This is a genomic window from Rhizobium sp. J15 (assembly GCF_002531825.1).
GTDB lineage: Bacteria > Pseudomonadota > Alphaproteobacteria > Rhizobiales > Rhizobiaceae > Rhizobium.
In genome coordinates this window covers 120,546-146,718 of record NZ_NWSX01000003.1, presented here as the reverse complement: position 1 = coordinate 146,718, position 26,173 = coordinate 120,546, and the positions used below count along the sequence as shown (strand labels likewise).

General features: G+C 62.9%; 24 protein-coding genes and 1 pseudogene. 15 read left to right on the top strand and 10 right to left on the bottom strand.

Annotation, left to right across the window (positions count from 1 at the left end; genetic code table 11):
- Positions 1 to 129 precede the first annotated feature (129 nt).
- Positions 130 to 813 carry a dTMP kinase gene (gene tmk / locus CO670_RS04295; RefSeq protein ID WP_097589118.1) on the top strand — a complete coding sequence of 228 codons (684 nt, stop codon included), beginning with the start codon at positions 130 to 132 and terminating at the stop codon, positions 811 to 813.
- Positions 806 to 1,831: a DNA polymerase III subunit delta' gene (locus CO670_RS04290; protein ID WP_097589117.1), complete on the top strand. Its 1,026-nt coding sequence runs from the start codon at positions 806 to 808 to the stop codon at positions 1,829 to 1,831. The genes tmk and CO670_RS04290 overlap by 8 nt, the downstream gene beginning before the upstream one ends.
- Here the strand turns inward: CO670_RS04290 and CO670_RS04285 are convergent, their stop codons facing one another.
- On the bottom strand, positions 1,832 to 2,620 hold the full coding sequence (locus tag CO670_RS04285) for a sulfite exporter TauE/SafE family protein (RefSeq protein ID WP_088674355.1): 789 nt from the start codon (positions 2,618 to 2,620) through the stop codon (positions 1,832 to 1,834).
- A 233-nt stretch (positions 2,621 to 2,853) separates the two neighbouring features.
- Here CO670_RS04285 and metG point away from each other — a divergent pair, with 233 nt between their 5' ends.
- The 3 genes from metG to CO670_RS04270 are packed head-to-tail and all read left to right on the top strand — an operon-like array spanning position 2,854 to position 6,019.
- The gene (metG, locus tag CO670_RS04280) at positions 2,854 to 4,404 is read left to right on the top strand and encodes a methionine--tRNA ligase (RefSeq protein ID WP_097589261.1); all 1,551 of its coding nucleotides are present in this window, start codon (positions 2,854 to 2,856) and stop codon (positions 4,402 to 4,404) included.
- Between the two features lie 4 nt (positions 4,405 to 4,408).
- Positions 4,409 to 5,191, top strand: coding sequence for a TatD family hydrolase (locus CO670_RS04275; RefSeq protein WP_097589116.1), 783 nt, complete (start codon positions 4,409 to 4,411; stop codon positions 5,189 to 5,191).
- A 3-nt stretch (positions 5,192 to 5,194) separates the two neighbouring features.
- Complete coding sequence (locus CO670_RS04270; RefSeq protein ID WP_097589115.1) at positions 5,195 to 6,019, top strand: MBL fold metallo-hydrolase; 825 nt, start codon at positions 5,195 to 5,197, stop codon at positions 6,017 to 6,019.
- A gap of 87 nt (positions 6,020 to 6,106) precedes the next feature.
- Here the strand turns inward: CO670_RS04270 and CO670_RS04265 are convergent, their stop codons facing one another.
- Positions 6,107 to 6,712, bottom strand: a complete 606-nt coding sequence (locus tag CO670_RS04265; RefSeq protein WP_097589114.1) for a TerC family protein — start codon at positions 6,710 to 6,712, stop codon at positions 6,107 to 6,109.
- 253 nt (positions 6,713 to 6,965) lie between these two features.
- Between CO670_RS04265 and CO670_RS04260 the strand changes: the two genes are divergently transcribed.
- The 4 genes and pseudogenes from CO670_RS04260 to CO670_RS33320 all read left to right on the top strand — a co-directional run bounded on the left by CO670_RS04260 (position 6,966) and on the right by CO670_RS33320 (position 10,590).
- The gene (locus CO670_RS04260) at positions 6,966 to 7,625 is read left to right on the top strand and encodes a hypothetical protein (protein ID WP_097589113.1); all 660 of its coding nucleotides are present in this window, start codon (positions 6,966 to 6,968) and stop codon (positions 7,623 to 7,625) included.
- Between the two features lie 67 nt (positions 7,626 to 7,692).
- On the top strand, positions 7,693 to 8,058 hold the full coding sequence (locus CO670_RS04255) for a hypothetical protein (RefSeq protein ID WP_097589112.1): 366 nt from the start codon (positions 7,693 to 7,695) through the stop codon (positions 8,056 to 8,058).
- 539 nt (positions 8,059 to 8,597) lie between these two features.
- Positions 8,598 to 10,082 (top strand): annotated as a pseudogene (locus CO670_RS04250) (diguanylate cyclase); the annotation flags it as partial.
- A complete protein-coding gene (locus CO670_RS33320; protein ID WP_245425744.1) occupies positions 10,063 to 10,590 on the top strand; it encodes an EAL domain-containing protein in 528 nt (175 codons plus the stop codon). The pseudogene CO670_RS04250 and the gene CO670_RS33320, both read left to right, overlap by 20 nt.
- Before the next feature lie 131 nt (positions 10,591 to 10,721).
- Here CO670_RS33320 and CO670_RS04245 read toward each other — a convergent pair whose 3' ends face one another.
- Positions 10,722 to 10,940 carry a hypothetical protein gene (locus tag CO670_RS04245; protein ID WP_097589111.1) on the bottom strand — a complete coding sequence of 73 codons (219 nt, stop codon included), beginning with the start codon at positions 10,938 to 10,940 and terminating at the stop codon, positions 10,722 to 10,724.
- Positions 10,941 to 11,240: 300 nt separating this feature from the next.
- Here CO670_RS04245 and CO670_RS04240 point away from each other — a divergent pair, with 300 nt between their 5' ends.
- Positions 11,241 to 14,486: an adenylate/guanylate cyclase domain-containing protein gene (locus CO670_RS04240; RefSeq protein ID WP_097589110.1), complete on the top strand. Its 3,246-nt coding sequence runs from the start codon at positions 11,241 to 11,243 to the stop codon at positions 14,484 to 14,486.
- 73 nt (positions 14,487 to 14,559) lie between these two features.
- The gene (locus tag CO670_RS04235) at positions 14,560 to 15,246 is read left to right on the top strand and encodes a peroxiredoxin-like family protein (RefSeq protein ID WP_097589109.1); all 687 of its coding nucleotides are present in this window, start codon (positions 14,560 to 14,562) and stop codon (positions 15,244 to 15,246) included.
- Positions 15,247 to 15,276: 30 nt separating this feature from the next.
- Here CO670_RS04235 and CO670_RS04230 read toward each other — a convergent pair whose 3' ends face one another.
- Positions 15,277 to 16,785: a winged helix-turn-helix domain-containing tetratricopeptide repeat protein gene (locus CO670_RS04230; protein WP_097589108.1), complete on the bottom strand. Its 1,509-nt coding sequence runs from the start codon at positions 16,783 to 16,785 to the stop codon at positions 15,277 to 15,279.
- Positions 16,786 to 16,922: 137 nt separating this feature from the next.
- On the opposite strand from CO670_RS04230, the gene CO670_RS04225 reads away from it, so the two are divergent.
- The 4 genes from CO670_RS04225 to CO670_RS04210 all read left to right on the top strand — a co-directional run bounded on the left by CO670_RS04225 (position 16,923) and on the right by CO670_RS04210 (position 20,422).
- On the top strand, positions 16,923 to 18,089 hold the full coding sequence (locus CO670_RS04225; protein ID WP_097589107.1) for an MFS transporter: 1,167 nt from the start codon (positions 16,923 to 16,925) through the stop codon (positions 18,087 to 18,089).
- Positions 18,090 to 18,200: 111 nt separating this feature from the next.
- The gene (locus CO670_RS04220) at positions 18,201 to 18,692 is read left to right on the top strand and encodes a MarR family transcriptional regulator (RefSeq protein WP_097589106.1); all 492 of its coding nucleotides are present in this window, start codon (positions 18,201 to 18,203) and stop codon (positions 18,690 to 18,692) included.
- A complete protein-coding gene (locus CO670_RS04215) occupies positions 18,689 to 19,369 on the top strand; it encodes a GNAT family N-acetyltransferase (protein ID WP_097589105.1) in 681 nt (226 codons plus the stop codon). Before CO670_RS04220 ends, CO670_RS04215 begins: the two co-directional genes overlap by 4 nt.
- 84 nt (positions 19,370 to 19,453) lie before the next feature.
- Positions 19,454 to 20,422, top strand: a complete 969-nt coding sequence (locus CO670_RS04210; protein WP_097589104.1) for a substrate-binding domain-containing protein — start codon at positions 19,454 to 19,456, stop codon at positions 20,420 to 20,422.
- Positions 20,423 to 20,491: 69 nt separating this feature from the next.
- Here the strand turns inward: CO670_RS04210 and CO670_RS04205 are convergent, their stop codons facing one another.
- The 6 genes from CO670_RS04205 to CO670_RS04180 all read right to left on the bottom strand — a co-directional run bounded on the left by CO670_RS04205 (position 20,492) and on the right by CO670_RS04180 (position 26,092).
- Positions 20,492 to 21,757: an ABC transporter substrate-binding protein gene (locus CO670_RS04205; protein ID WP_097589103.1), complete on the bottom strand. Its 1,266-nt coding sequence runs from the start codon at positions 21,755 to 21,757 to the stop codon at positions 20,492 to 20,494.
- A 26-nt stretch (positions 21,758 to 21,783) separates the two neighbouring features.
- Entirely contained in the window at positions 21,784 to 22,617 is an 834-nt protein-coding gene (locus CO670_RS04200; protein ID WP_088685032.1) for a carbohydrate ABC transporter permease, read from the bottom strand.
- Positions 22,614 to 23,537 (bottom strand): sugar ABC transporter permease, encoded by a 924-nt coding sequence (locus tag CO670_RS04195; protein WP_097589102.1) that lies wholly within the window; start codon positions 23,535 to 23,537, stop codon positions 22,614 to 22,616. Before CO670_RS04195 ends, CO670_RS04200 begins: the two co-directional genes overlap by 4 nt.
- Positions 23,530 to 24,711, bottom strand: coding sequence for an ABC transporter ATP-binding protein (locus CO670_RS04190; protein ID WP_097589101.1), 1,182 nt, complete (start codon positions 24,709 to 24,711; stop codon positions 23,530 to 23,532). The genes CO670_RS04195 and CO670_RS04190 overlap by 8 nt, the downstream gene beginning before the upstream one ends.
- Positions 24,708 to 25,538 (bottom strand): metallophosphoesterase, encoded by an 831-nt coding sequence (locus CO670_RS04185; RefSeq protein WP_097589100.1) that lies wholly within the window; start codon positions 25,536 to 25,538, stop codon positions 24,708 to 24,710. The genes CO670_RS04190 and CO670_RS04185 overlap by 4 nt, the downstream gene beginning before the upstream one ends.
- A 158-nt stretch (positions 25,539 to 25,696) precedes the next feature.
- Entirely contained in the window at positions 25,697 to 26,092 is a 396-nt protein-coding gene (locus CO670_RS04180; protein WP_097589099.1) for a hypothetical protein, read from the bottom strand.
- Between the last annotated feature and the right edge of the window lie 81 nt (positions 26,093 to 26,173).

Genomic DNA, 26,173 nt, shown 5'->3' with positions numbered 1-26,173 from the left:
CCTTCTTTCCGATGCGATTTACCGGGAAAGGTGAATATGTCGCCGCGGCGAAAGGTTTTCCTCTCTGGCATCTTCGGATAGATAGAAGGAACGAGGCGCGTATGGCGCCTGGAATGCGGGAAGCTGTCATTGTCGTCCGGTACGGGATTGTTCGTTACGTTTGAAGGCGGGGAAGGCGCTGGGAAATCCACGCAGATCCGCCGCCTCGCCGAGGCGTTGAAGAGCGAAGGCCACGACGTGCTGGTGACGCGGGAGCCGGGCGGATCGCCGGGCGCCGAGGCCGTGCGCCATGTGCTTCTTTCCGGCGCCGCCGAAGCGTTCGGCACGCGGATGGAGGCGATCCTGTTTGCGGCAGCGCGCAATGACCACGTAGAGGAAGTGATCCGGCCCGCACTTGCCGAAGGCAAGGTCGTACTCTGCGATCGATTCATGGATTCTTCCCGCGTCTATCAGGGCATCACCGGCAATCTCGAGCCGGATTTCATCGAGACGCTGCAGCGCGTCGCCATCAACGGCGTCATGCCGGATTGCACCGTGATCCTCGACATCCCCGCGAGGGTCGGACTGGAGCGGGCGCAGAAGCGCGCCGCGGCGGTGGGTCCCGACCGTTTCGAGAAAGAGCAGCTCGAAACGCATGAGAAACGGCGCGAAGCCTTTCTCGATATCGCCGCCCGCGAGCCGGAACGCTGCCACGTCGTCGATGCTCTGCAGACGGAAGAGGCGATCGCCGCCGAGATCCTGGCGATCGTCAGGCAGTTGAGGTCGTCGCCCGCAGGCCATGCCCGCACGCCGGAAGCCGCCCACCATGAGTGAGGAGAGGCCCGGACTGCTCGACGGCGCGATCTGGCCGGCGGAAAATACCAGGCTGTTCGGCCATGAGGAGGCGGAGGCATTTCTTGCCCAGTCCTACCGATCCGGCAAGGGCCACCACGCCATACTGATCGAGGGACCGGAAGGCATCGGCAAGGCGACGCTCGCCTTCCGCTTCGCCAATCATGTGCTCTCGCATCCCGATCCCCAAACAGCGCCGGAGACGATCGGCGATCCCGACCCGGCCTCGGCCGTCAGCCGGCAGATCGTCTCCGGCGCTTCGCACAATCTCCTGCACCTTGCCCGGCCGGTGGACGAAAAGACCGGCAAGGTGAAATCGGCGATCACGGTCGACGAGGTGCGCCGCGCCGGCAAGTTCTTCTCTCAGACCTCCGGCACCGGCAATTGGCGGATCGTCATCATCGACCCGGCCGACGACATGAACCGCAATGCGGCCAACGCCATCCTGAAAATCCTCGAAGAGCCGCCGAAGCGGGCGCTGTTCCTGGTGCTCTCGCACGCGCCGGGACGGCTGCTGCCGACGATCCGCTCCCGCTGCCTGCCGCTGAAACTGGCGCCGCTTGCCGACGACGCGCTCGTTTCCGCCCTTGGTCACCTCGGCATATCGGGCGAGGGCGGGGCAGTGCTTGCGGCCGCCAAGGGCAGCGTCGGCGAAGCGCTGAAACTCTTGAACTACGGCGGCGGCGAAATCATCGCCGCCTATGACGACATGCTTTCATCCGAAGGGCCGGCCGCGCGCAAGGCGATGCATCGATTGGCCGATGCCCTGTCCGGCAAGGAAAGCGACACGATCTTCGATTTCTTCGTCAGCCATATCGGCGACGACATCATGAACCGCGCCCGCGCGGCAGCGGCAGAGGGACAGATCGCGGCAGCCGAACGGCTGGCACGGCTCTATTCCGAGATCACTGAACGGCTGACCGTTTCCGATGCCTACAATCTCGATCGCAAGCAGACGATCATCAGCATTCTTTCCGACATCAAGCAGCCGGGCCTCTGATCAGCCGATCAACAGCTTCGATGCGACGACTGCCAGCGTCACGGCAAGGACGATGCGGATGGTGCGCTCGTGCAGCTTCGGCGCCAGAAGGCTTCCGGCGATGATGCCGGGGATCGAGCCGATGAGCAGGGCAAACAGCATCGACCAGTCTATCTCGCCGATGAACCAGTACCCCATGCCGCCGATCAGGGTCAGCGGCACGGCGTGGACGATATCGGAACCGACGATCTCGCGCACATCGAGCCTGGGATAGAGGACCAGCAGAATGGTCACGCCGAGCGCGCCGGCGCCGACCGAGGTCAAGGTGACTAGGACACCGAGAAGAAAACCCAGAACGACGGTGAAGGCGACGATGGTCGCCGGCTTTGGCGGCGTGCGGTCACCGATGGCGCGACGCGCCATTTCGAGTATCGGGCCTCGAAAGACCAGCATGATCGCGGTCATGACGAGAAGCCAGCCGAGCGCGGTGGTGATGGTGTTCGTTACGCCGATGCTCTTGCGATCGACGCCGGCCAGCAGCCAGAGCATCAGCAGGGCGGCCGGCACGCTGCCGGCAGCCAGGCCGCCGACGATCTTCCAGTTAACGCGCCCGTGCATGCCGTGAACGGCGGTGCCGGCCGTCTTGGTGATCGCCGCATAGAGGAGATCGGTGCCGACGGCGGTGGCGGGATGGACGCCGAAGAGAAGCACCAGCAGCGGCGTCATCAGCGAACCGCCGCCAACGCCGGTGATGCCGACAAGGGCCCCCACAACCAGGCCCGAAAGCGAATAGAGAGGCTCGAACGTCAATCAAGCGTCTCCGACGGCGCACGTCTACGGCGATTCCGATAGGTGAAAACTGGCACTTCGTTCTTGTCCCGCCCTCTTTTCCAAGACGGGTAGATTGCGTGCGAAGCTGAGTCAAGTTCACGAGCCCGTGTCCCGGAAATCATTGACGACTGGAAAGTTGAGGTTTCGCTTGACGGTGACATGCGCTAAGAGCGGCTGACCATTTATATAGAGTAAGCCGGACATTGGCCGCCATGACAGACAAGACACCTTTCTATATCACCACCGCGATTTCCTATCCCAATGGCAAGCCGCATATCGGCCATGCCTACGAGCTGATCGCGACGGATGCGATGGCGCGCTACCAGCGCCTGGACGGCCGGGACGTGTTCTTCCTGACCGGCACCGACGAACACGGCCAGAAGATGCAGCAGACGGCGCGCGCCGAGGGAATTGCGCCTCAGGCGCTCGCCGACCGCAACTCCGGCGAATTCCAGGCAATGGCGAAGCTGCTCAACGCCTCGAACGATGACTTCATCCGCACCACGCAGGAGCGTCATCACGAGACATCGCGCAACATCTGGAACCTGATGGCAGATAGCGGCGACATCTACAAGGACAGCTATGCCGGCTGGTATTCGGTGCGCGACGAGGCCTATTACCAGGAAAACGAAACCGAGCTGCGCGCTGACGGCGTGCGCTACGGGCCGCAGGGCACGCCCGTCGAATGGGTGGAAGAGGCAAGCTACTTCTTCAAGCTTTCCGAGTACCAGGACAAGCTGCTGAAACACTACGAAGAGAACCCCGACTTCATCGGCCCGGCCGAACGCCGCAACGAGGTGATCTCCTTCGTCAAATCCGGCCTCAAGGATCTCTCGGTCTCACGCACCACCTTCGACTGGGGCATCAAGGTGCCGAACGATCCGGCCCATGTCATGTATGTCTGGGTCGACGCGCTCACCAACTACATCACCGCGACGGGCTACATCGAGGACAGGAACGGTCCCAGGGCGAAATACTGGCCGGCGGATGTCCACATCATCGGCAAGGATATCATCCGCTTCCACGCGGTTTATTGGCCTGCATTCCTGATGTCGGCGAAGCTGCCGCTGCCGAAGCGCGTCTTTGCCCACGGCTTCCTGCTCAACAAGGGCGAGAAGATGTCGAAGTCGCTCGGCAACGTCGTCGATCCCGTCAATCTCGTGAACCACTTCGGCCTCGACCAGGTGCGCTATTTCTTCCTGCGCGAAGTCTCCTTCGGCCAGGACGGCAGCTACAGCGAAGAGGCGATCGGCACGCGCATCAATTCCGACCTTGCCAATGGTATCGGCAACCTCGCCAGCCGCTCGCTGTCGATGATCGTCAAGAACTGCGACGGCAAGATTCCAGAATGCGGGCCGCTGACCGAAGAGGACAAGGCGATGCTGGCGCAGGCCGACGCGCTGCATGCCTCGACGCGCGAGGATATGGGCAAGCAGCTCATCCACCGGGCGCTCGCCTCGATCATCGCTGTCGTTTCGGAGGCCGACCGCTACTTCGCCGGCCAGGCGCCGTGGGCGCTGAAGAAGACCGATCCGGCGCGCATGGGCACCGTGCTTTACGTCACGGCTGAGGTCGTGCGGCAGATCGCGATCCTGCTGCAACCCTTCATGCCGGAATCATCGGGCAAGCTGCTCGACCTCGTCGCGGCACCCGAGGACAAGCGTGACTTTGCCGCTCTCGGCGAAGCAGGCCGCCTCGTTGCCGGGACTGCGCTCGAAGCGCCTGCGCCGGTCTTCCCGCGCTATGTCGCTCCGGAGGCCTGAGTCCGTGCTGATCGATACGCATTGCCATCTTGATTTCGCCGACTTCGAGGCGGAGCGCGACGAGATCGTCGCGCGCGCCCATCAGGCCGGGGTCAAGCAGATGGTGACGATCTGCACGCGGGTGCGCAAGCTCGACGGGCTGCTCGCCATTACCGAGAAATATCCTTCGGTCTTCTGCTCGGTCGGAACGCATCCGAACAATGCCGGCGACGAGCTGGATATCCGGACGGACGATCTGGTGCGTCTCGCCAATGCCCATGAAAAGGTGGTTGCGATCGGCGAGGCCGGCCTCGATTACTTCTACGATACGCAGAAGCCCGAGGACCAGCAGACCGGCTTTCGCCGGCATATTGCCGCGGCCCGCGAGACGCAGCTTCCGCTCGTCATCCACAGCCGCAGCGCCGACGAAGACATGGCCGATATCCTGACCGAGGAGACAGGGAAGGGGGCCTTCCCCTTCATTCTTCACTGCTTCTCGGCTGGCACCGAACTGGCGAGGACCGGCGTCGAGCTCGGCGGTTATATCTCTTTCTCGGGCATCCTGACCTTCCCGAAATCGGAAGAGCTGCGCGATATCGCCAAGACCATCCCGCATGAGCGGCTGCTGGTGGAGACCGATGCGCCTTATCTCGCGCCGAAGCGCTGGCGCGGCAAGCGCAACGAGCCGTCTTATGTGGTGAACACGGCGGAAGTGCTCGCCGATACGATCGGCCTTTCCTATGCCGACGTCGCGCGGATCACGACGGAAAACGCTTTCCGACTGTTCTCGAAGATGCCGAGGATCTAGCGCGTGCTCTATCGGCGGCGTTTCACCATCCTCGGCTGTTCGTCGTCACCGGGCGTCCCGCGAATTACCGGCGACTGGGGCGCCTGCAATCCCGACAATCCAAAGAACCGACGCACGCGCGCCTCCTTCATGGTGCAGCAATTCGGGCCTGACGGCGGCGTGACGACCGTCGTCATCGATACCGGACCGGATTTTCGCGAGCAGATGATCAGGGCAAGGGCCGACCATGTCGATGCCGTGCTCTACAGCCATCCGCATGCCGATCATATCCATGGCATCGACGATCTGCGCGGCTATTTTCACAATACGCGCCGGCGCGTGCCGATCTTTGCCGACCAATTTACGATGGACAGGTTGCGAGATGCCTTCGGCTATTGCCTGGAAACGCCGCCCGGCAGCAACTATCCGCCGATCGTGCTGCCTATCGTCATCGAAAACCTCGATGAACCCGTCGAAATCCGTGGTCCCGGCGGCAGGATAAAATTTCATCCCCACATTCAGCAGCACGGGGATATTCACTCGCTCGGTTTCCGGATCGGCGATGTCGCTTATTGCAGCGATATCAGCGACTTCCCGCCGCAGACGGTCGAGAAGCTTCAAAATCTCGACGTGCTGATCATCGATGCGCTGCAGTACACCTACCATCCCAGCCATCTGTCGCTGGAACAGTCGCTCGACTGGATCGGCCGACTGAAACCGAAACGGGCGATCCTCACGCACATGCACACGCCGCTCGACTACGACGCGGTGATGGCGCAGACGCCGGACCATGTGGTGCCGGCTTATGATCAGATGAGCTTCGAGACCGAGTTCAGGACCGAGGGCTGAATCTACGACATCGCGTAGGGGCATCGGCCCGCAGCAAGACGCACGGGGCGTCAGCCCCGTTGCGTCATGCGAGCGTCAGCTCGCTGTTTAAACGTAGGGCATAATCTCGACGGCACCGCGATAGATCATGTCGAGCGAGACGTAGAGGATGATCAGCAGGCCGACATAGGCAATCCAGCGGTGGTTGTTGAGCAACCGTGCGATCAGGTTTGCGGCAAGGCCCATCAGCGCGATCGACAGGCCGAGACCGATGATCAGAACGCTCGGATGTTCGCGCGCCGCGCCGGCAACGGCGAGCACGTTGTCGAGCGACATCGAAACGTCGGCGATGACGATCTGGGTCGCAGCCTGGAAGAAGGTCTTTTTCGGCGCGCCCTGGGCGCTCGCCGATTCGTGATGCTCGCCGTGGCCGGCGCGAAGCTCGCGCCACATCTTCCAGCAGACCCACAGCAGCAGCAGGCCGCCGGCCAGCAGCAGACCGACGATCGCCAGCAGATAAACCGCGACGCTGGCGAAGAGGATGCGCAGGACCGTCGCGGCCAGAATGCCGACGATGATCGCCTTGCGGCGCTGTGCAGCTTCAAGGCCCGCAGCTGCGAGACCGATGACCACGGCGTTGTCGCCGGCGAGAACGAGGTCGATAGCAATGACCTGCAGCAGAGCCGTCATAGCGGCTGCCGAAAAGAAATCCATGATGAATTATCCCCGATACGTTGAAAGCGTGCTAGCGCCTCGAAGGTTTGACGTCAACCGCTGACGGCCCGCATCAGGCAGCGCAATCCACGAGACTTCATATCCGAACGAGAGCTCGGTACATTATGGAACCCAAGGCGAGGGCAGCTGATCGCCCGCGCCCTTGGAACATTCACCGCATCCGCCGGTTTTTCGAGTCAGGAAGCCAGACGTCCGATCGGCGGCTGGATCTGCACATCGAGAGGAGAGTCCCGTGAGCAGCATTTACAACGATACCAATCCGGCCTTTTCAGGTCCGACAGGCGGCAGCAGCCTTACCGCATTTTTCGATAGCCGGTCAGAAGCCGAGTCCGCCGTTTCGCGTCTTGAAGACGCCGGCGTGCCGGTTGCACGGATACGGCTGCTGCCGGGATATGAGGCCGACGGAAAAAAAGCCGGCACGATGAGTGACGACCGCAGCGGCTTCTTTGGCGCGCTGGCAGACTTCTTCTTTCCCGACGAGGATCGCGCGGTCTATGCCGAAGGGCTGCGGCGAGGCGGTTTCCTTGTCCAGGTCAATGATATCGACGACGCGCTCTATGAGACCGTCCACGATATCCTGGACGATGAAGGCAGCATCGACATGGATGAGCGGGCGGATCTCTGGTCGTCGGAAGGCGCATTCCAGGGCGCTTCGAACACCGGCTATGCCGGGTCGGCCCATGGCGGCAAAGCCTCGGAAAATCTCGCCGTATCGGAGAGCGCATTCGAGGATCCGCGTCCGGTCGCCACGCGCGATACCACGCATGGAAGCGCCAAGGTGCGTGCCTATACCTTTACCGGCTCGGCGCCTTCGAGCGATGCCGATCGGCGGTCGCAGACCCAGTCACAAGGCGGATCGCAGCAGAGCCAGGGTTTCCGGCGCGATCACTGATCTCCATGAGGCCCTGCGGTAACGCGGGGCCTCAATTCGTCCTGCTCGCATTTTCGAGGAAACGTCCATGCAATCATCCATCAACCGCCACGGCCTTCCGCCCGATCCCGACGAATTGATTGCCGAAGGCGAGCCGCCTTTTGCCGATGCCGCGCGCGACAACGCCGACGAGAGCCTGACCGCTTTGCGGCACGAGGTAAGACTGCTGCGCGCCCGCATCGGCATGCTGCGCGAAGATGCGGAAGCAGCGCTGAAAGCCAAGGCGACATCGATCGATGCAAACGCTCACGTCCAGCTCGGAGACTATCCCTGGGCAAAGCTTGCTCTGGCCACGGGCGCGGCCTTCGTTGCAGCCAGGATCATCCGAAGCCTTCCGCTCGGCGTCGTGCTTGCCGGCTTGGCGGGGCATATCTCGGATGCCAGACGGCGGTGACAAGTCGCGCGCATCGAATGTGGCTTCCGATGCGGATGACAAGGGAAAGAATTCGGCACAGTCGGCCGGCCAGTTCAGGGCAGAATGCTGTAAACACTGACCTATCTGGCATGGGCTGGCGTTCCATAATCTATCTTATGCGATATTTTGATGTAGCCGGGGTACGTTCTAATTTGAAGTGCAACATGCCCGTACAGAACGCCTTCCCGTTGGAGCTTTTGGAGTCTCCTGATGCTGTCCGCAACTGACCCTCCCCGTTGTTTTAGCGTTGCTTTAAAGAAGCTGTGCAAGGATACGGGCTTGTCATCGATACCGGCGAGCACCATACAGGCGCATTTGCTCCGGCGATCTTTGCGGCAATCATTGCGATAATCGTCGTCTGCATTGCAACGAACTGGCGGCTCGAACGATCGCTGGCCAATGAACGTTCGGTTGTCGCCGGTGAGCTTGCCACCATATCATCTCGGCTTCAGACGAACCTCAACAGCGATGTGAAGCTGCTGCAAGGCTTGGCGGCTGGTATCGCGGTCGATCCCGAGATGGGCCAAGAGGCTTTTTCCAAACTTGCCGCGCAGATCCTGCAGCCCGATTCACAATTGCGGAGCTTCGCCGCGGCGCCGGACATGGTCGTCAGGTGGGTTTATCCGGAAAAAGGAAACGAAAAAGCCATCGGGCTCGACTACCGGACGAACGAGAAGCAACGGGCTGCCGCCATGCTGGCGCGCAACACCCACAATATCGTTCTGACAGGCCCCGTGGAGCTCGTCCAAGGCGGAACCGGTTTCGTCGTCAGGTGCCCGGTTTACATCAATGACGGAAAAGGCCAGAAATTTTGGGGGCTGCTTTCTGGAATCATAGATATTCCAAGGCTTTATGGCGATAGCGGCCTTGGATCGAGCGAGCTTGAGGTTGCCATCAGCACCGTACCGGAGCCAAACTCGCCCAAACAGGTATTTTTCGGCGCCTTGGACACCTTTTCGAAGCAGCCGGTCGTCACGTTCATCGACATGACATATGGCCGATGGACCCTCATCGCGGTGCCGAAGCACGGATGGGGCCAGAATAGCGGGATTGGCGTCTTTGAGTTCTATGCGAGCCTGCTGTCATTCTGTGTCGTCGCGCCGATCATCTGGGTCGGCTTCCTGACAAAATCGCGCCAGAGAACCATCGAAAAGCTTCGCCTTCATAAGGAAAAGCTCGTTCGGGCGCGGCAGAGGCTGGAATATCTGTCCCTACACGACGCATTGACGGGGCTTCCAAACCGGCGCTTCGTCGATCAGATGATCCTGCAGCCGCCGAGACCGGCTCCAGAAGATTGTCTGATCCTCATTCATATCGACCTCGATCGATTCAAAGAGATCAACGACACTAAAGGGCATGCCGGGGGTGACATGGTCTTGCAGGCAACGGCTTCGCGCCTTGCCGACCTGGCCGGCCCACACGATGTAGCGGCCCGGATCGGCGGTGATGAATTCATCTTCGCCAGCTGGAGCGCCGATCCCGCACCCAAAGCAACCGAGTTGGCCAAACAGATTGTCGATGCGCTCGAGCAGCCCCTCCTCGTTGAAGGGACGGAGTGGGTGGTCGGAGCAAGTGTCGGTGTCGCTTGGGAGACCGACCCTGCTCACGGGCGCGAGCTCGGCCAATTGCTTCTGAATGCCGATCTGGCCCTCTACGAGGCGAAGAAGACGGGCCGCGGCCGGGCGGCCATTTTCACCGAGGAACTCCGCAGCGCGGCTATCCAGTCGAAAGAACTGGCGGACGAATTCGATCGAGCGCTCGACCGTGATGAACTCGTTGCATATTTCCAGCCGCAATTCGACGCCAATACATTGGCTATTTCAGGCGTCGAGGCGCTTGCCCGGTGGGATCACCCGCGAAAAGGCCTGCTCGGCCCGAACAGCTTTCTGGAGGTCGCGGAAAAGCTGGGACGTACCGGCGATATGGACACGCTGATCCTGCAAAAGGCCCTGTTCGAGCTTACGAGATGGGACGGCCTGGGGGATGCAGATCCCCCACGTCTCGGTCAATATTTCAGCCCGGCGGCTGGCGCAGACCAATCTGCTTGCCGAGCTGTCCGAGCTTCCCATTGCGAAAGGCCGCCTGTGTTTCGAGCTGCTCGAGACGATCTCCTTCGACGATCTTCAGCCTGCCCTCACCGAGATAATTCCGGCAGTCAAAGCGCTTGGCATTGAAATCGAGATCGATGATTTCGGCACCGAACATGCCAGTATCGTCAGCCTGCTTAGATTTGAGCCACGAAGACTGAAGATCGATCGGGAGATCATCAAGCCGATTATCGCGTCTCCATCTCAACGCCGCCTGGTCTCCTCCATTGTCGAAATCGGCCGCTCGCTGAACATCGATATCGTTGCCGAGGGCGTGGAGACGATGGAGCATGCGCGGATCCTGAAAGATCTCGGCTGCCATCTGCTGCAAGGTTACGCTCTCGCGCGGCCAATGACCTCGGAACAGCTGATCGAATTTTGCCGGATGAAGGAAGGGGACTTCCAGAGGCAGGCCGATCGCTGAACCACCCTGCTCCCATACATCGTCATTGCCGATTTTCGATAGCGGAGGCGAAAGCGCGTCCTCACCGCCCCGCCCTTCCCTTGCAGTCCGCGTCGGGCCGAATCCTCTTTGGCGTCAAACCTGTGGCGCGGTCAGATTGTCCGCCCGAGTGTCGACAGCGCATCATATAGTCTGAGGGTCGCCAAGGCCTTCGTCGCCTCTTCGGGAGGCCACCCAGCCTCCACGGCAGCGGCAAGAAGCGTCGACTCCGTCTGCATTTCCAGCTTCTCGTACAGCGGCTCGAGAGCCTCGCGGGCTGTAACGACGTGTTCATCAGGTGGCGTCACCTGCGTCGCTGCGAACGTAGGCATGAAATCCTCCTCTTCTTAACACCGAAGAGCGACAACGCGGACAGCGTGGACTTGTTCCGCACGCGATTGCTTTTTCTCACAATTGCAGCCGCAGGTGGTTTCCTCGCGCGCAACGCGGCCGTAACAAGCAAGAGAAGTTGCCTGAAAGGAGAGGTCGAGGCGGCATCCAAGCCCCGGCGTCGATCGGCCGCTCGTTTAATGCTTGCGGGCGCGAGGCAGCAGGTTCATGCTGGTCTCCGTTGAGGCCCACTGGTTGCGGCTGAAATTGCGCAACGCATCGGGTTTCGTGAGACGCGTCCGATGGAGTGTGCCGGCTGCGGTTTCGATATTCAGAGCGATTTTGCTTTCTGTCCGCGGTGCGGCGCAAGGCAACCGCTCTCCTGTGCTGCCTGCGGCTACCCCTGCCAGCCCGATTTCGCTTTCTGCCCAAGATGCGGCGCTTCGATATCAGGCAAAGTCCAACCTGCATCGAAGCCGAACATAGTCACGCTACAGCCCAGCTCGGACGGCGATGCCGACCGTCGGCCGGTAACCGTGCTCTTTGCCGATCTCTGCGGCTTCACGACGCTGAGCGAACAGATCGATCCCGAGGTCATGCGGGTGCTGCAGAACGAATTGTTCGAAGAGATGACGCAGGCGGTCGAGGCCTATGGCGGCTTCGTCGACAAGTTCGTCGGCGATGCGCTGCTGGCGCTGTTCGGTGCGCCGGTCGCCCATGAGGACGATCCGGTGCGGGCGCTGAGTGCCGCCCTCGACATGATCGACCGGGCCAGTCAGGTCGGCAAGCGCTGGCATACGCGCGCCGGCGTGCCGCTGCGCCTGCATATCGGCGTCAACAGCGGCCCCGTCGTCACCGGCGGCTTCGGTGCGGTCAGCACAAAATCCTACTCGGTGACCGGCGACACGGTGAATACCGCACAGCGGCTGCAATCGATGGCCGGCGAAAACGATATCCTCGTCGGGCCGCTGACCTACCGCCTCACCCGCCATGCCTTTGCCTTCGACAGTCTCGGCGCGCAGACGCTGCGCGGCAAAAGCGGCAACGTTCTCGTCCATCGGCTGACGGGGCTTCTGGAAGCGCCGCATACGGCCCGCGGGCTCGAAAGTTTCGGCCTTCAGGCGCCGATGATCGGGCGAGACGCGGAGCTCACGCGGCTGCTCGCATGCCTCGATCTTGCCTGCGGCGGCGCGGCGCAGCTTGTCCGCCTGATCGGCGAAGCGGGCATCGGCAAATCACGGCTGGCGAATGAATTCGTGACGATCGCCGGCGATACCGGCCGCTTTCCGGGCCTCGCCATCCGTAAAGCCACCTGCTCCCCCCTCGGCGAACAGTCCTACGGTACGCTCGCTGCCGTCGTGCGCAGTGCCTACGGCATCAGCGAGCGGGACGATCCCGACAGGACGCGGCAATTGCTGGCGACCGGCTTTCGTGCGCTCGATCTCACCCAGGAGGACGTCGAGGGACTTTTGCCGCTCTTCCTGCATGTCCTCGGCCTCGGCGATCCCGATGGCACGCTGCGGCACATCGAGCCGGAGCAATTGCGGCGGCAGATCTTCTATGCGGTTCGTACCGTCTTCGAGCGGCGGCTGGCGCAAGGCCCTCTGCTGCTCGTCATCGAGGACCTGCATTGGGCGGACGCCGCCTCGCTAGAAGTGCTTCGCTTCATGATGGACCGGCTGGAGCGCAGCCGGCTGATGCTGCTGGCGATCTACCGGACGACATCGCAAACCGACCCGCTGAATTCCGATCGCGTCAGCGTCACCGTACAGCGTCTCGGCCCGCTCGCAGCGGCCGACGGGCAGAAGCTGCTCGCCGCCTTTTTCGGCGAGAGCCATGCCAAGCTGCCGGTTGCGATGCGCAGGCGCATCCTCGAGCGCGCCGGCGGCAATCCGCTTTTCATCGAAGAATTCCTTCGAGGGCTGATCGACATGGGCACGCTGCGCAATGACGGTCAGCGCTGGCATGTTGCAGCCGAGGACACGGATGTCGATATACCGGTCAATCTGCATGCCCTGCTTCTTGCCCGCGTCGATCGTCTGCCGCAGGAGATAAGACGGTTGGCCCAGGAGGCGGCGGTGGTCGGCCCGAAATTCGACACCGCCCTGCTCCGCACCGTCGTAACCGATCCGGCCGCCATCGACGCCGCTTTGGATTATCTCTGCGATGCCAACATCATCGAGGAATTGCGCGGCCCCAGCGCCGGTCAGTCACGCGGCTATCGCTTCAGCCAGACGCTGATGCACGACGTCATCTACCACAATCTCCTCCAGCAGCGGCGCATGGAGCTCCATCGGCGGGTCGGCCAGGTTCTGGAGCGTCAATATGGCGAAGCGCCCGACCGGCCCGAGCATCTGGCGCAGCTCGGCCACCACTTCAGCCTGACCACCGAAAAGGCCAAGGGGGCGGCCTATCTGATGGCGGCCGGCGATCTGGCGCGCAAGGCCTACGCCAATGACGATGCAATGCGGCTCTACCGTCAGGCGCTTGCGGCCTTCGCCGACGAGGCGAAGGCGCCCCCGGAGCAATTGGCCCTGCTCGAACGTCTTGCCGATCTCTGCGGTCCCGCAGGCCTGCGCGAGGCCGCGCTGAACCACTATCAGCGCGCGCTCGCGATCCACCGCAGCAAGGACGACCCGATCGCGGCGGCGAGGATATTGCGCAAGATCGGCCGCTTGCACCTCGATGCGGGCCGCCGCGATCAGGCGGAGACGCATTGCGCCGAGGCCGAAGCGATGATCGCGACGATCGATGCGCCGGTCGAGCGTGCGCATGTCCTGCAGGAGCGCGGCCATCTGGCCTTCCGCATGGGAGATCAGGCCGCGGCCGCCGAATGGGCGACGCAGGCGCTGCAATGCCTGCAAACGCTGCCGATCGACGCAACGACGGAGGCCGGACGGGAGACCGCGCGGGCGATGGCGGAGGCGCTGAACACCAAGGGCGCCGCCTTTGCACGGCTCGGACGCCGCCGCGAGGCGGTGCAGGAGGTGGAGCGCAGCCTTTCCGTCGCCGAAAAGGCCGATCTGCAAAGTGCTGCCTGCCGCGCCTATTCCAATCTCGGCGTGCTCTACACGATCGTCGATCCGGCCACCGCCATCAGGATCTGCCGGCGCGGACTGGAGGTCGCCACCCGTATTGGCGATCTCGGCTTCCAGGCGCGCCTTCTCGCCAATCTCGCGGTTTCCTGCTGCACCTTCACCGACCGCTGCGCCGCGGAGGGCGTGCCGGCGGCGGAGAAGGCCGCCGAGATCGACCGGGCGCTTGATCAGCGCGACCATCTCTCCGTGCCGCTGATTGTCCTCGGGCAGATTCATCAATGCCACGGACAGCCGAAGCTAGCTCGTAAGTATTACGAGGAAGCCCTTGAGCTTGCGAAGGAAATTGACGAGCCGCAACTGCTCTTTCCGTGTTATGATGGCCTGGCGACGCTGAGCCTCGAACATGACGACATGGACGAGGCGGAACGGTATTTCACGCTGGCACAGGATGTGTGCATGCGCCACAACCTCGACCCCGGCACACTCGTCGTCTTGCCGTTTCTCGATTGAGCACCCTCGCCGCGATGTTCGATCGATATCGATTAGATCAAGCGATTCAGATAGATAAAGGGAGGAACGAACAATGCAGGAGAACCACGCCGATAGACCACTACAGCCTGGGGATCGCGCGCCGAATGTGGTGCTGGATGCGATCACCCGTCAGGGCAAGATCGCCATCGACGATTTTCGCGGCCAGAAGCCGGTGTTCGTCGGCCTGTTCCGCGGATTGCATTGCCCCTTCTGCCGCCGGCAGATCGCCGCCATGGCCGAACTTACCGATGCGTTGCAGGAGAAAGGCATCGACAGCCTGACCGTCGTCAATACGCCCATCGAACGCGCCCGTCTCTATTTCCGCTACCACCCGCTTCCCAATCTGCTGGCGGCCTCCGACCCGGAACGGGTATCGCACAGGGCCTTCGGCCTGCCGATGCTTCAGATGACCGAAACCGAGAATGACTGGCCGCGTAAAGTCAGCAGGAGCACGATGATGTCGACGCGCATCGACATGCCCGGCGAGCTTCCAGCACCCATGGACCTGCCGGCGGCGGTGGAATACCTCGATAGGGCGGACGGCTATGAATTCACCGAGGATGACATGAAGATGATCGCCACCGGCGAAGGACAACTCGTTGGTGAATTCCTGCTCGACCGCGATGGAGTCGTGCGGTGGTCTTTCACTGAAGTCGAAGACGGAGGCCGCCATATGTTCGGCGCCCCCGCCCCTCGGGAGGTGATGTCGGCAGCGTCGAACATGGCGGTCTGGCACTGACTATCGTTTGCTGGGCCAGGCTCGGAGTTTCTATTCCGGAAGACCGGCTTTGCGATAGCCGTCGACGAAATGTTCGAGCGTCCGAGCGTCGCGGAATGGTTCCGTCTCAGCCCAGTGGCGGGCCGAAAATTGCGGATTGGCGACAAGGAACAACTCGGCCTCGGCGCGCGCCTCGTCGAGCCGGCCGAGTTGGGCGAGGCTTGCCGCCAGGAAGCGGCGCGAGCTCGTGCGATAGGTCTCTTCGCTGCGAAGCGTTTCGACCGCGGCTTCGTATTGCCCTGCGGCATATTGCGCCTGACCGAGCGTCAGATAGTACCAGCTTGCCGGGAACGGGTTCAGCCGGAACGCCTTGCGAATGTGCTCAAGCGCCTCCTCGACCCGTCCGGCCAAGACCGTGATATCGGACAGTGCCGCGAAGGTATCGGCCTCGTTCGGGTCGAGTTCGATCGCCCGGGCGAATTCCGCATCCGCCTCGGCGAAGCTGCGCTCATAGGCAAGCAGGTAGGCCAGAACCCAGCGGCAGCCGGCGTCGCTGGGATCGATCGCCACGGCCTTGCGCGCCAATTCCAGGGCGAGGCGTCGGGTCGCATCCGTTGGTCCGCCGCTATGGACCCACCCCATCCAGTGGTTCATGGCAAGCCAGCGATAGGCCTCGGCATAATCGGGATCCAAGGAAATCGCCCGCGTCAGCAGCAGATGCGCTTCCTGCGCCGCCTGCGGGGCATCGTCCATCAGCTTGCGCGCCCGCACGCAGAGATCGTAAGCCTCGACGCTCTTCGGCCGATTGCGCGGCGGCGGCGCGCGCAGCCGGCCGAGCAAGGCCTCGACGATCTTGGCCGTCACCTCGTCCTGAACGGCGAAGATATCGTCCAGGCTGCGATCGAAGCGTTCGGCCCATAGGTGATCGCCGCTCATCGCGTCGACCAGCTGGGCGTTGATGCGGACGCGCCCCGCGGCGCGCCTTGCACTGCCTTCCAGCAGGTAGCGCACGCCAAGCTCCTCGGCGATCGCGCGCACATCCATCGCCTTTCCCTTGTAGGCAAAGGCCGAATTGCGGGCGATGACGAAGAGACCCGGTACCCTGGAGAGGTCGGCGATCAGGTCTTCCGTCAGCCCGTCCGCGAAAGATCCCTGCTCCGGATCATTGCTGATATTCAGGAAGGGCAGCACGGCGATCGACGGCTTGTCCGGCAGCGGCAGAGTTTTTCGCTTTGCGCCGGGGAGCTGATGTGTGGCGCCCGTAAAGCGGTAGCCGATGCGCGGAACCGTGGTGATCCATTCGCCGCCGCCGGCGGCCGGCCCAAGCAGTTTGCGCAGCTGCGCGATCTGGACGGTGAGATTGCCCTCCTCGACCGCCATGTCCGGCCAGGCGGCATCCATCAGCTCTGCTTTGCCGAGAATTTCACCAGGGCGTTCGACAAGCGCCACGAGCAACTTTATGCCGCGATGGCCTATGGCAACGGGCTCATCGTTCCGAAGGAGCGTCCCCGCATCCGGATCAAGCACGAACGGACCAAAGGCAAGACGCGATCCCTGCATAAGCGGATCTATAGTCCGTTTGGAAGTTTTTGAGAACTTTTTGGAAGCGCTTAATTACGCCGCCCCCTGTCTTCCGCAAAATCCATCCTCTCGCAGGCCGAGGGCTCTGCCCCTCCTATCATCCCGAGGATATCAGCATGACTGCCGCAAGCATGACATCGCCGAGAGAGGAGCGGATCGCATGGGCTGCGATGGCCGGGATCATCGCCACCGTGACGGTGTTCGCTGTTGCCCAAGGGCTGACCTACCCGCTGCTCAGTTTCATCCTGGAGCGGCAGGGAACGGCATCAAGTCTGATCGGCGTGTCGGCGGCGATGACGCCGCTGGGTTTCATCCTGTCCGCGCCGTTCATTCCGGCGCTTTCGCGGCGCCTGGGCGGCGCACGGCTGGCGATTGCCTGTTCGATGCTCGCCGCCCTCGCCCTGGTCGCGATTGCCTGCACAAGGGACACCCTGGTGTGGATGCCGCTGCGTTTCCTCCTCGGTTTCTTTGCCAATCCGCTCTACGTCGTCAGCGAAACCTGGCTGATCTCGATCACGCCGGCATCACGCCGGGGCCGCATCATGGGCCTCTATTCGTCGATCGTTTCGGCGGGCTTCGCTCTCGGCCCGCTATCGCTCCGCCTTGTCGGCACCGAGGGTTGGCCGCCCTTCCTGATCGGCATTGCCGCATTCGTTCTCTGCGGCCTGGTTGTGCTCGCGGTCTCCCGGCGCCTGCCGGATATTCCAGAGGACGGCAGGGCATCATCCGTCGGCGGCTTCCTCGCACAGGCGCCGCCTCTGCTGTTTGCGGTCTTCACCGCCGCTGCCTTCGAGCAGATCCTGCTTTCGCTGTTTGCGGTCTATGGCGCCGCGTTCGACAGCGCCGAAGAGCGCATCGCTTCGCTTATCACCTGTTTCATCGCCGGCAATGCCATGCTGCAGATCCTCCTCGGACGCATTGCCGAGCAATGGGGCGCAACACGGACCATGCTGTTCTGTGTCCTCGCTTGCCTGACCTCATGCCTTCTACTGCCGCTCACCTTCGATATATGGCTCATCTGGCCGCTGATTTTTATCTGGGGCGGGGTTTCGTTCGGGATCTACACACTGTCGCTGATCCAGCTCGGCGAGCGCTTCACCGGTCAGGCCCTCATCGCCGGCAACGCGGCTTTCGCGTTTGCCTGGGGCATTGGCGGCATCGTCGGCTCGCCCGCCGCGGGCTTGGCGATGCAAGCGGTTGGGCATCACGGCCTACCCTTCTCCCTCGGCCTGCTCAGCTTTGTGTTGGCGCTGTTGCTGGTGGTTCGGAGACGGCGGCCCTGATCAAGGGATTTGCCGCGTCCCAGCCTGCCCCAGGCTCGGCTACAGCCCGGCAAAGAATTGCCGATAAATACATAACATGTTATATAATGGCCAATGCAATGGAGGATCGGGATGGTCGAGGATGTGGTCCGGGCACTCGGATTTCTGTGCATGGGCAGCCGCCTGCGGCGGATCGGCGAGAGGCTGCAGGCCGACACGCAGCAGATCATCGACGCGGCTGGTCTCGGCATTCAGGCGGGCCAGTTTCCGTTTCTTGCCGCGATCGACCGAGCCGGGCCGCTGACGATCGGTGAACTTGCGCAGGCGGTGGGCATCACCCAGCCCGGCGCAACCCGTACCACGGGCCAGCTTCTCGAACTCGGCTTCGTCCACATGCAGCGGGCGCCGGATGATCAGCGCCGCAGGCTGGTCTCGCTGACCGAGAAAGGACAGGAACTGGTCGACGATGCGAAGAGATCGGTCTGGCCGCGTGTCGCGGCAGCAGTCGCGGATCTCTGCGGCAATCTCGACGGGCCGATCCTCGAACAGCTCGCAGCCATCGAGGACCGGCTTATCCAGGCGCCGCTCACGTTTCGCGGCGCGGCCAAGGAGGAAATAGGATGAGGCATGTTCTCGACCGGCCGATCTGGAGCGCGCTGGAAACCGCGCATGCGGATCTTGCCGAAGGCAATAAGCACGCGCGGCGATACCCGCCTTCAATCGTCCCCTTCGCCGCCTCCGCCGACGATACGCCGGAGAGCCTCGGCGCCCTGGAGAATCTGCCCTCGCCGGGAGAGAGCATGTTTCTCGTCGAAGCCGGACCGATCGCCATTCCACCGGGCCTTGTGGTCACCACGGAGGCATCGGTCGTCCAGATGGTTGCTGCGCGGCTCCACGAGCGGATTTCGGATTCCCGCATTCAGCCGCTGACGGAGGCCGATGCCGCCGACATGCTGGCCTTGGCGACATTGACCAAACCCGGTCCGTTCACCCTAAGAGCCCAGAGCCTTGGCAGCTTCTGGGGGATCAGAAGCGAAGGCCGCCTCGTGGCGATGGCGGGTCAGCGGATGCGACAGACGGGCTTCATCGAGCTCAGCGGGCTCTGCACCCATCCCGAATTCCAGGGACGCGGCCTCGGCAGCCTGCTCTTCCGCTTCGTCGCCGGCGAGATCGCGTCAAGCGGCGATACTGCCTATCTGCATGCCTATGCGGCAAACAGATCGGCGATTTCGCTCTACGAAACCCAGGGCTTCTCCGTCCGCTCGCAGATGAATATGCGCGTGGTCAAGCGCCGCTCCTGAGCGAGCATCACCCGACCTGTCAGATCACTGTCATCGAAAGCACCTAAGGAATTGCGCCTTGACGCAATCAAGGAGACGTTTTCGATGGCGACATTGGAGCAGGTCGCTTTCCGCGCAGGCTGTTCGCTGGCGACCGCGAGCCGCGTTCTCAACCGCAACGGGCCCGCCAGCGATCTAATGGTGCGCAAGGTGCGCCGGGCCGCCGCCGAACTCGGCTATCACGCCGCCGGCCGGCTCGGACGGCGACCGGTAATCGGCGTGCTGATCCCGAGCATCACCAATCCGGTCTTTGCCTCGTCGCTGTCGAGCATCCAGAACCGCATGCTGGTGGCCGGCCACGGCGTGCTGATCGCCCAGTCGAACTACGATCCGGCGCGCGAAGCCGATGCCGTTGCGGCACTCCTTAACGACCGGCCGACCGGGCTGATCCTCACCGTCTGCGATCCGTCGACCAGCGACGCGCTGCTGGCCCGGCTGCCGCCGACCGTGCTCCTCCACAACCTGCCGACAGCGCAGTTTCCGGCGGCCGTCACCGCCGACAATCGCGGCGCAGGGCGTGAGGTCACCACCTTCCTGATCGGCATGGGCCATCGCCGCATCCTCTTTCTTTCCGGCAATTTCGCCGCTTCCGACCGTGCGCGCCTTCGCTACAAGGGTTATCTCGACGCCATGGCGGAGAGCGGGCTGGAGCCACTCGATGCCGTGCAGATCCCCTTCGTCGGCGGCTACGACCAGCTCGATCTCAGTGATGTGATGACCTCGCTTTCGCCGACGGCCATCATCGCCTCCAACGATTTGCTTGCGCTCGGCGTCATCGGCGCGCTGAAACGAGAGGGGCTTTCAGTGCCCGGGGATGTTTCGGTCGCCGGCTTCGACGGCATCGCCATCGGCCGGCTGATCGATCCGCCGCTGACGACGATCGAGATGCCCGACGCCAGCATGGGTGCGACGGCCGCTTCGCTGCTCCTCGACATGGCGGAGAATGCCGCCCCTGCCCGCCATCTCGATGTCGCCTATACGCTGCGCCGCGGCGGCACGGTGCGCGCCATCTGAAAAGCCTCGAAAAGAAAAGACCGCCACGCGCTCGGCATGGCGGCCCTGCCCTCGTCCGGACGAGGATTATCAGCTGCGCGGCAGCATGCCCGCGACATCGGCGGCCGCGTCGTCAAGCGCTTCCTTCGGATCGGCCGACTGGTCGACGATGCGCGAGAGATTGTCGACGATCGTCTGCGTGACCTTGACGCCGTTGGAGCCCGGGAAAGCATACCAGGGGATCATCACCGGCATCTGGCTGAGGCCTGCCTGGAACAGCGGGTTCTGCTTGTAGAAATCGCCGAGATATTCGGGCGACTTGGCGGCAAGCTCGTTGTTCGGGACATACCCGGTGCCGGGCACGACCACCGAGGCGCCATAAGGGCCGGCGGCGAATTTGGCGAACTTCCAGGCGGCCTCCTGCTTGGCGGCGTCGTGCGTCAGGATGACGACCGCGTTGCCGCCCGTCGGCAGGCGGCCGTTCACCGGATCGATCAGCGGGATCTTGGCGGTGCGCAGATCGAACTTGTCACCGACATTCTTGATCGTGTTGCGCAGCGCGCCCGTCGTCTGGAATTCGAAGCCGACCTTGCCGGCCGCGAAGGCCTGCTCACCGGCAGGTTTGGTGAAGACGGGCATGCCGCCTTCGGTGGCGAGACGATGCAGGACTTCGACAGCCTTCTGGCCTTCCGCACCGTTGAAGGCGACCTTGCTTTCATCATCGCTCAGCATCTTGCCGCCGGCGCCGAAGAGCAGCGCGGAAAACATCCAGTCGTCGCCCTGCCAGCGGAAATCGATGCCGTCGACGCCGTTGCCGAGCGCCTTGATCTTGCCGCCGAGCGCGATGACCTCATCCCAGGTCTTCGGCGGATTGTCGGGATTGCCGCCGGCTGCCTTCACGAGATCGGCGTTGTAATACATGATCGGGTTGGACGTGGCGAAAGCGAGGCCGAACTGCTTGCCCTTGACCTGGGCGAGCTTGAGGATCGTGTCGGAGAAGCCCTGTTCGGCCATGTTGCCGTCCGTCTGGACGAGCGGGCCGAGATCGACGGCGACGTCGCGCTCGTCGAGCATACGCAGGCGGTTCAGGCCGATGAAGGTGATGTCGGGCATTTCGCTGGTGCCGGCTTGGCGAAGGATCGTCTGGATGCCTTCCTCATAGGTCGCGGACGGGCTGGCGAACTGGATCTTGATGTCGGGGTTTTCCGCCATGAACTTCTTCGAGATCGTGTCCATCACGTCCTTGAAGAATCCCGGCATCGGGTAATGAATCGTCAGCGTCGTCTCGGCATGCGCGGGAAGCGCGATTGCCAAGGATACGGCCGCTGCGGCGAGAAGCTGGGTGATATGTTTCATCGCTCGTTCTCCTGGGTTGAAGCCGGTCAGCCTTTGAGACCGGTCATGGTGATGCCCTCGACGAAACGCTTCTGCGCAAGCAGGAAGGCGGCGACGAGAGGAAGGGTAATCATGAGGGTGGCGGCCATCAGCGCGCCGTAATCGTCGCCGGCTTCGGCGGCGCGGAAATACATCAGCCCAAGCGGCGGCGTGGCGTAATCCTGCTTGCTGATGACGACCAGCGGCCAGTAGAGATCGTTCCAGTGCGCGACGACCGAGAAGATGGCGAAGGCGGTGACGGCCGGCCAAGCATTCGGCACGATGACGCGGGCGACGATGCCGAGCTCCGACATGCCGTCGAGACGCGCGGCATGGATGAGGTCATCCGGCATGGCGCGAAAGAACTGCAGGAACATGAAGATCGCGAAGACCGAAATGGTGAAGGGCGCAACGAGGGCGGCGTAGCCGTTGAGCAGCGAGGCGCGGTCGAAGGCGACATAGAGCGGCAAGGCGGTGGCATGGATCGGCACAAGCAGGCCGAGCATGACCAGCACCATCATGGCGCGCGCCGCGCCGAAACGCAGCTTCGCCATGGCATAGGCGCAAGGGATCGCCACCAGCACCTGGAAGAAGAAGATCAGCCCGCAGACGACGACGCCATTCCACAGGAGCCGTGCCATCGGCACCCGGCTCAGGGCCTTGGCAAAATTCTCCGCATAGGCGAAGTGCGCCGGGATCAACGACAGCGACGAAGTGAAAATATCGCTCTGCGCCTTGCCCGCCGCCGAAATCATGAAGACGTAGGGCGAGAGGAAGATGATCGCGCCGAGGGAAAGCAGCGTCAGGCGGATGATCCGGCCGAGGGAAAAAGCGCTCGTCATGTGTAATGCACCCGCCGATCGAGGATGCGGTACTGCAGGAACATCAGCACCACGAGGATCAGCAGAAAGACGACGGTCATCGCCGAGGCGTAGCCGACGCGCAGGTAGACGAAACCTTCCTGGTAGATCGTGAAGAGCAGCACCTCCGACGCCTTGTTCGGGCCGCCTTCCGTCAGTGTCTTAACCGTCTCGAAGACCTTCACGGCGTTGGTGATGCTGATGGTGATGACGAATAGCGTGGTCGGTCCGAGCATCGGCCAGGTGACGAGCAGAAAGCGATCGAGGGCGGATCTGGCGCCGTCCACTTCGGCGGCTGCGTAAAGCTCGCGCGGGATCGCGGTCAGCCCGGCCAGGAACAGCACCATGCTGAAGCCCGCCGACTGCCAGACGCCGATGATCGAGAGGCTGTAAAGCACCGTGCCGGAGCTGCCGAGCCAGTTCGGGCCAGGCAATCCCGCCAATGCCAGAAGCGCATTGATCGGGCCGATTGTGGGATGAAACATGTATTGCCAGACGGTCGCCATGGCGACGATCAGCGAGGCGACCGGCAAGAAATAAGCGGTGCGGAAGAAGCTGCGCGCGGCGGTCTCGCTCTCGATCAATATGGCGATGCCGAGGCCGAGAAGGATCGAGACGGGCGCGACGATCGCCGTATAGACCGTCGTATTCCACAGCGACTTGCGGAATGTGCGGTCGGTGATCAGGTGGGCGTAGTTCTCGAAGCCGACGAAACGGAACTTGCCGTAGCCGAGTTCGAAATCGGTAAAGCCGAGGAAGACGACAGCCGCGACCGGCAAAAGCACGAAGAGGAACAGCAGCACGATCGCCGGCAGCACCAACATCCAGGCGATGCGGGCCTCGCTGCGTCGATGCGCAACGGCGGGATTGGCTGGCATGGCCATGGAGACGACGCTAGCCATGCGCCCTCTCCCGCGCGATGTCGCCCGCGGCGAGCCCATTGGCGGCCTCGGCGCGAGCGGCCAGCCGGCTGCCGTCCTTGGCGAAGGCCATCGTCCGGCCTGTGGCAAGCCGCAGCCCGACCGGATCACCGGCGGCGAGGCCCGCGGCTTCGGGCGGCTGAACCTTGGCGATCACGGTCTCGCCGATCGCATCGAGGCGGCAGTAGAGGATGACCTCCGATCCCAGGAACTCGACTCGCTCGATCCGGGCGGCAAGCCCGTCCTGGCGGCTCCGCTCGACAGCGACGAACTCGGGGCGAATGGCGAGCGTGACCGGAATCTTGCCGGCAGGCGGGTTTTCCAGTGTCAGGCGCTGGTCGCCGAAGGCAACCACGCCGCCCTCGGCTTCCGCCGGCAGCAGATTGATGCGCGGCTGGCCGATGAAACGGGCGACCTCGACATGGGCAGGATCGTCATAGATGACCTCAGGGCTTGCAATCTGCAGCAACCGCCCGCCCATCATTACGGCGACGCGGTCGGCCATCGACAGTGCTTCCGCCTGGTCGTGGGTGACGTAGAGTGTCGGCACGCCGGCGCGGCGATGAAGGTCGACGATCTCGCCGCGGGCATGGACGCGCAGGTTGGCGTCGAGGTTGGACAGCGGCTCGTCCATCAGGAAGATGCTCGGCCGGCGCACCATGGCGCGGGCGAGCGCCACGCGCTGGCGCTGGCCGCCGGACATCTGGCCGGGCTTGCGGTCCAGCAGGTGTTCGATTTTCAGCGATGTCGCCATTTCCCTGACGTCGCGGGCGATCGCCGCGCGGATCGCGCGTTGGCCCGGCATCAACGAGCCGATGAATGGCAGCCGCTGCGTCGTCGACAGCCGGCGCATCGCCAGCGGCACGGCGATGTTCTCAGAGGCCGTCAGATGCGGATAGAGGGCGTAGGACTGAAAGACCATGGCGATGTTGCGGTCGGCGGCCGCGACCCCGGACATATCTTTCCCGCCGATCATGATCTCGCCACTATCGGCATGGTCGAGGCCGGCGAGGACGCGCAGCAGGGTGCTCTTGCCGCAGCCGGAGGGGCCGACCAAGGCGATGAATTCGCCAGGTTCGACGTCGAGGCTGACGCCATTCAGAATGTGGTTGCCGCCGAAGGCCTTGGTGATGCCGCGAAGCGAGAGCGCGCTCATTCGGCCGGCTCCCGCTGCTTGACCGCCTGGGGATAGACTTCCTGCACGACATCATCGAGCACATGCGCGGTCATGCCGGGAACGGCGACGATCGTGCTTGCGACTGATGCATCGAATTCATGGATGACGGCGCCGATCAGCCGTTCGCCCGGCATTTCCCGCTCCATCTTGTCGATGATGAAGGCGGCCGAGGGACCCCATGTCAGCGCGGTATTGCCGAAACGCCCCTGCCAGGCCCAGTGAAGATGGCCGCTCGCGAAAAGCGCCACGTCATGGGCCGCGATCAGATCATAGAGCCGCCGGCGCTGCGTGGGACGAACGCTCCAATATCCGGTATCGCCTTCGTCGGAAGCATCGACGAACAGCGGCTTGTGGGCGAAAATCGCCACGCGCCGCCCTGCCCTTTCGGAAAGCGCCTTGGCGAGCCATTCGAATTGGCTTTCCTCCTCCTCGTCCTCGTGACCGAGAAGCAGCGAGTTCAATCCGACGAAACGCCAGCCGGCCGCATCTTCGAGCCAACGGTCGTCGCCGGCAAGGCTGCGCCAACGCGCGAGCCGCTCGGCATTGACGGGCTGATCGGATTCCCTGAAATGGCCGACGTCGTGATTGCCGGGGACGATCAGCATCGGGATCGACACCTGACGCATCAGATCCATCGAGAAGGTGATGTCCTCGTCCTTGTCGGCTCCGTCGACGGTGAGATCACCGGTATGGACGATCAGATCGGCGCCTGTCCCTTCGATCCAGCTCAGAAGCGGCGCCCAATTGCCGTTGAAATGCGGCTTGTTCGGGCTGAAATGGGTGTCGGTGATCTGAATGATTTTCATGGGGCGCAAGCGTCTCCGAGACCTTGGAAGCGCGGCATGTACGCTTCCTTCTCGGGCCCTCTCTAGAAGGCTCCCATGTCAAACAGGTGCTGGCGGTTTTCAGCTGTTTTTCAGTTTCGACATCAAACTGTCATACGGGCAGACCTGCCGTCCGCAGATCAGCGCCGCGGAGCGCTGGCGGGGATGGACGAAACCGTTGCCGAAACCGGGTCGCTCGCCGGAAACGTATCCTCAAGCCCCTCCTCGAGTTCGTCCTCCAGCGTTTCCCGATCTTTGCTCAAGCGCGCGCTGGCCTGGCCGGTCAGGCCCTGGCTGCCCTCATCGAAGTTGCCGTTGCTCAAGGCATCGTAGCGGTTGACGCTGCCATCGGTGCCGGGCCCCGTAAAGGCCGTCAATTGAACCATCATGACCTTGGCGTGATCCACCGCTGTTTTCTCATCGAGCTCGCCATTGGAATTGTCGATCCTGACGGAAACCGATTCTCCTCCCTCGCCCAGGAATTCGACGGTGAGGAAGCCGTCGGCCTGTGTCACCCGAGTGTCTGTCAGTTGCATGGAAACCTCCTGTGCTCATCGACATCAACGGTGGGCAAGGTTCGGAGTTCCATCGAGACACCTTCGACGCCGTGACGGCGG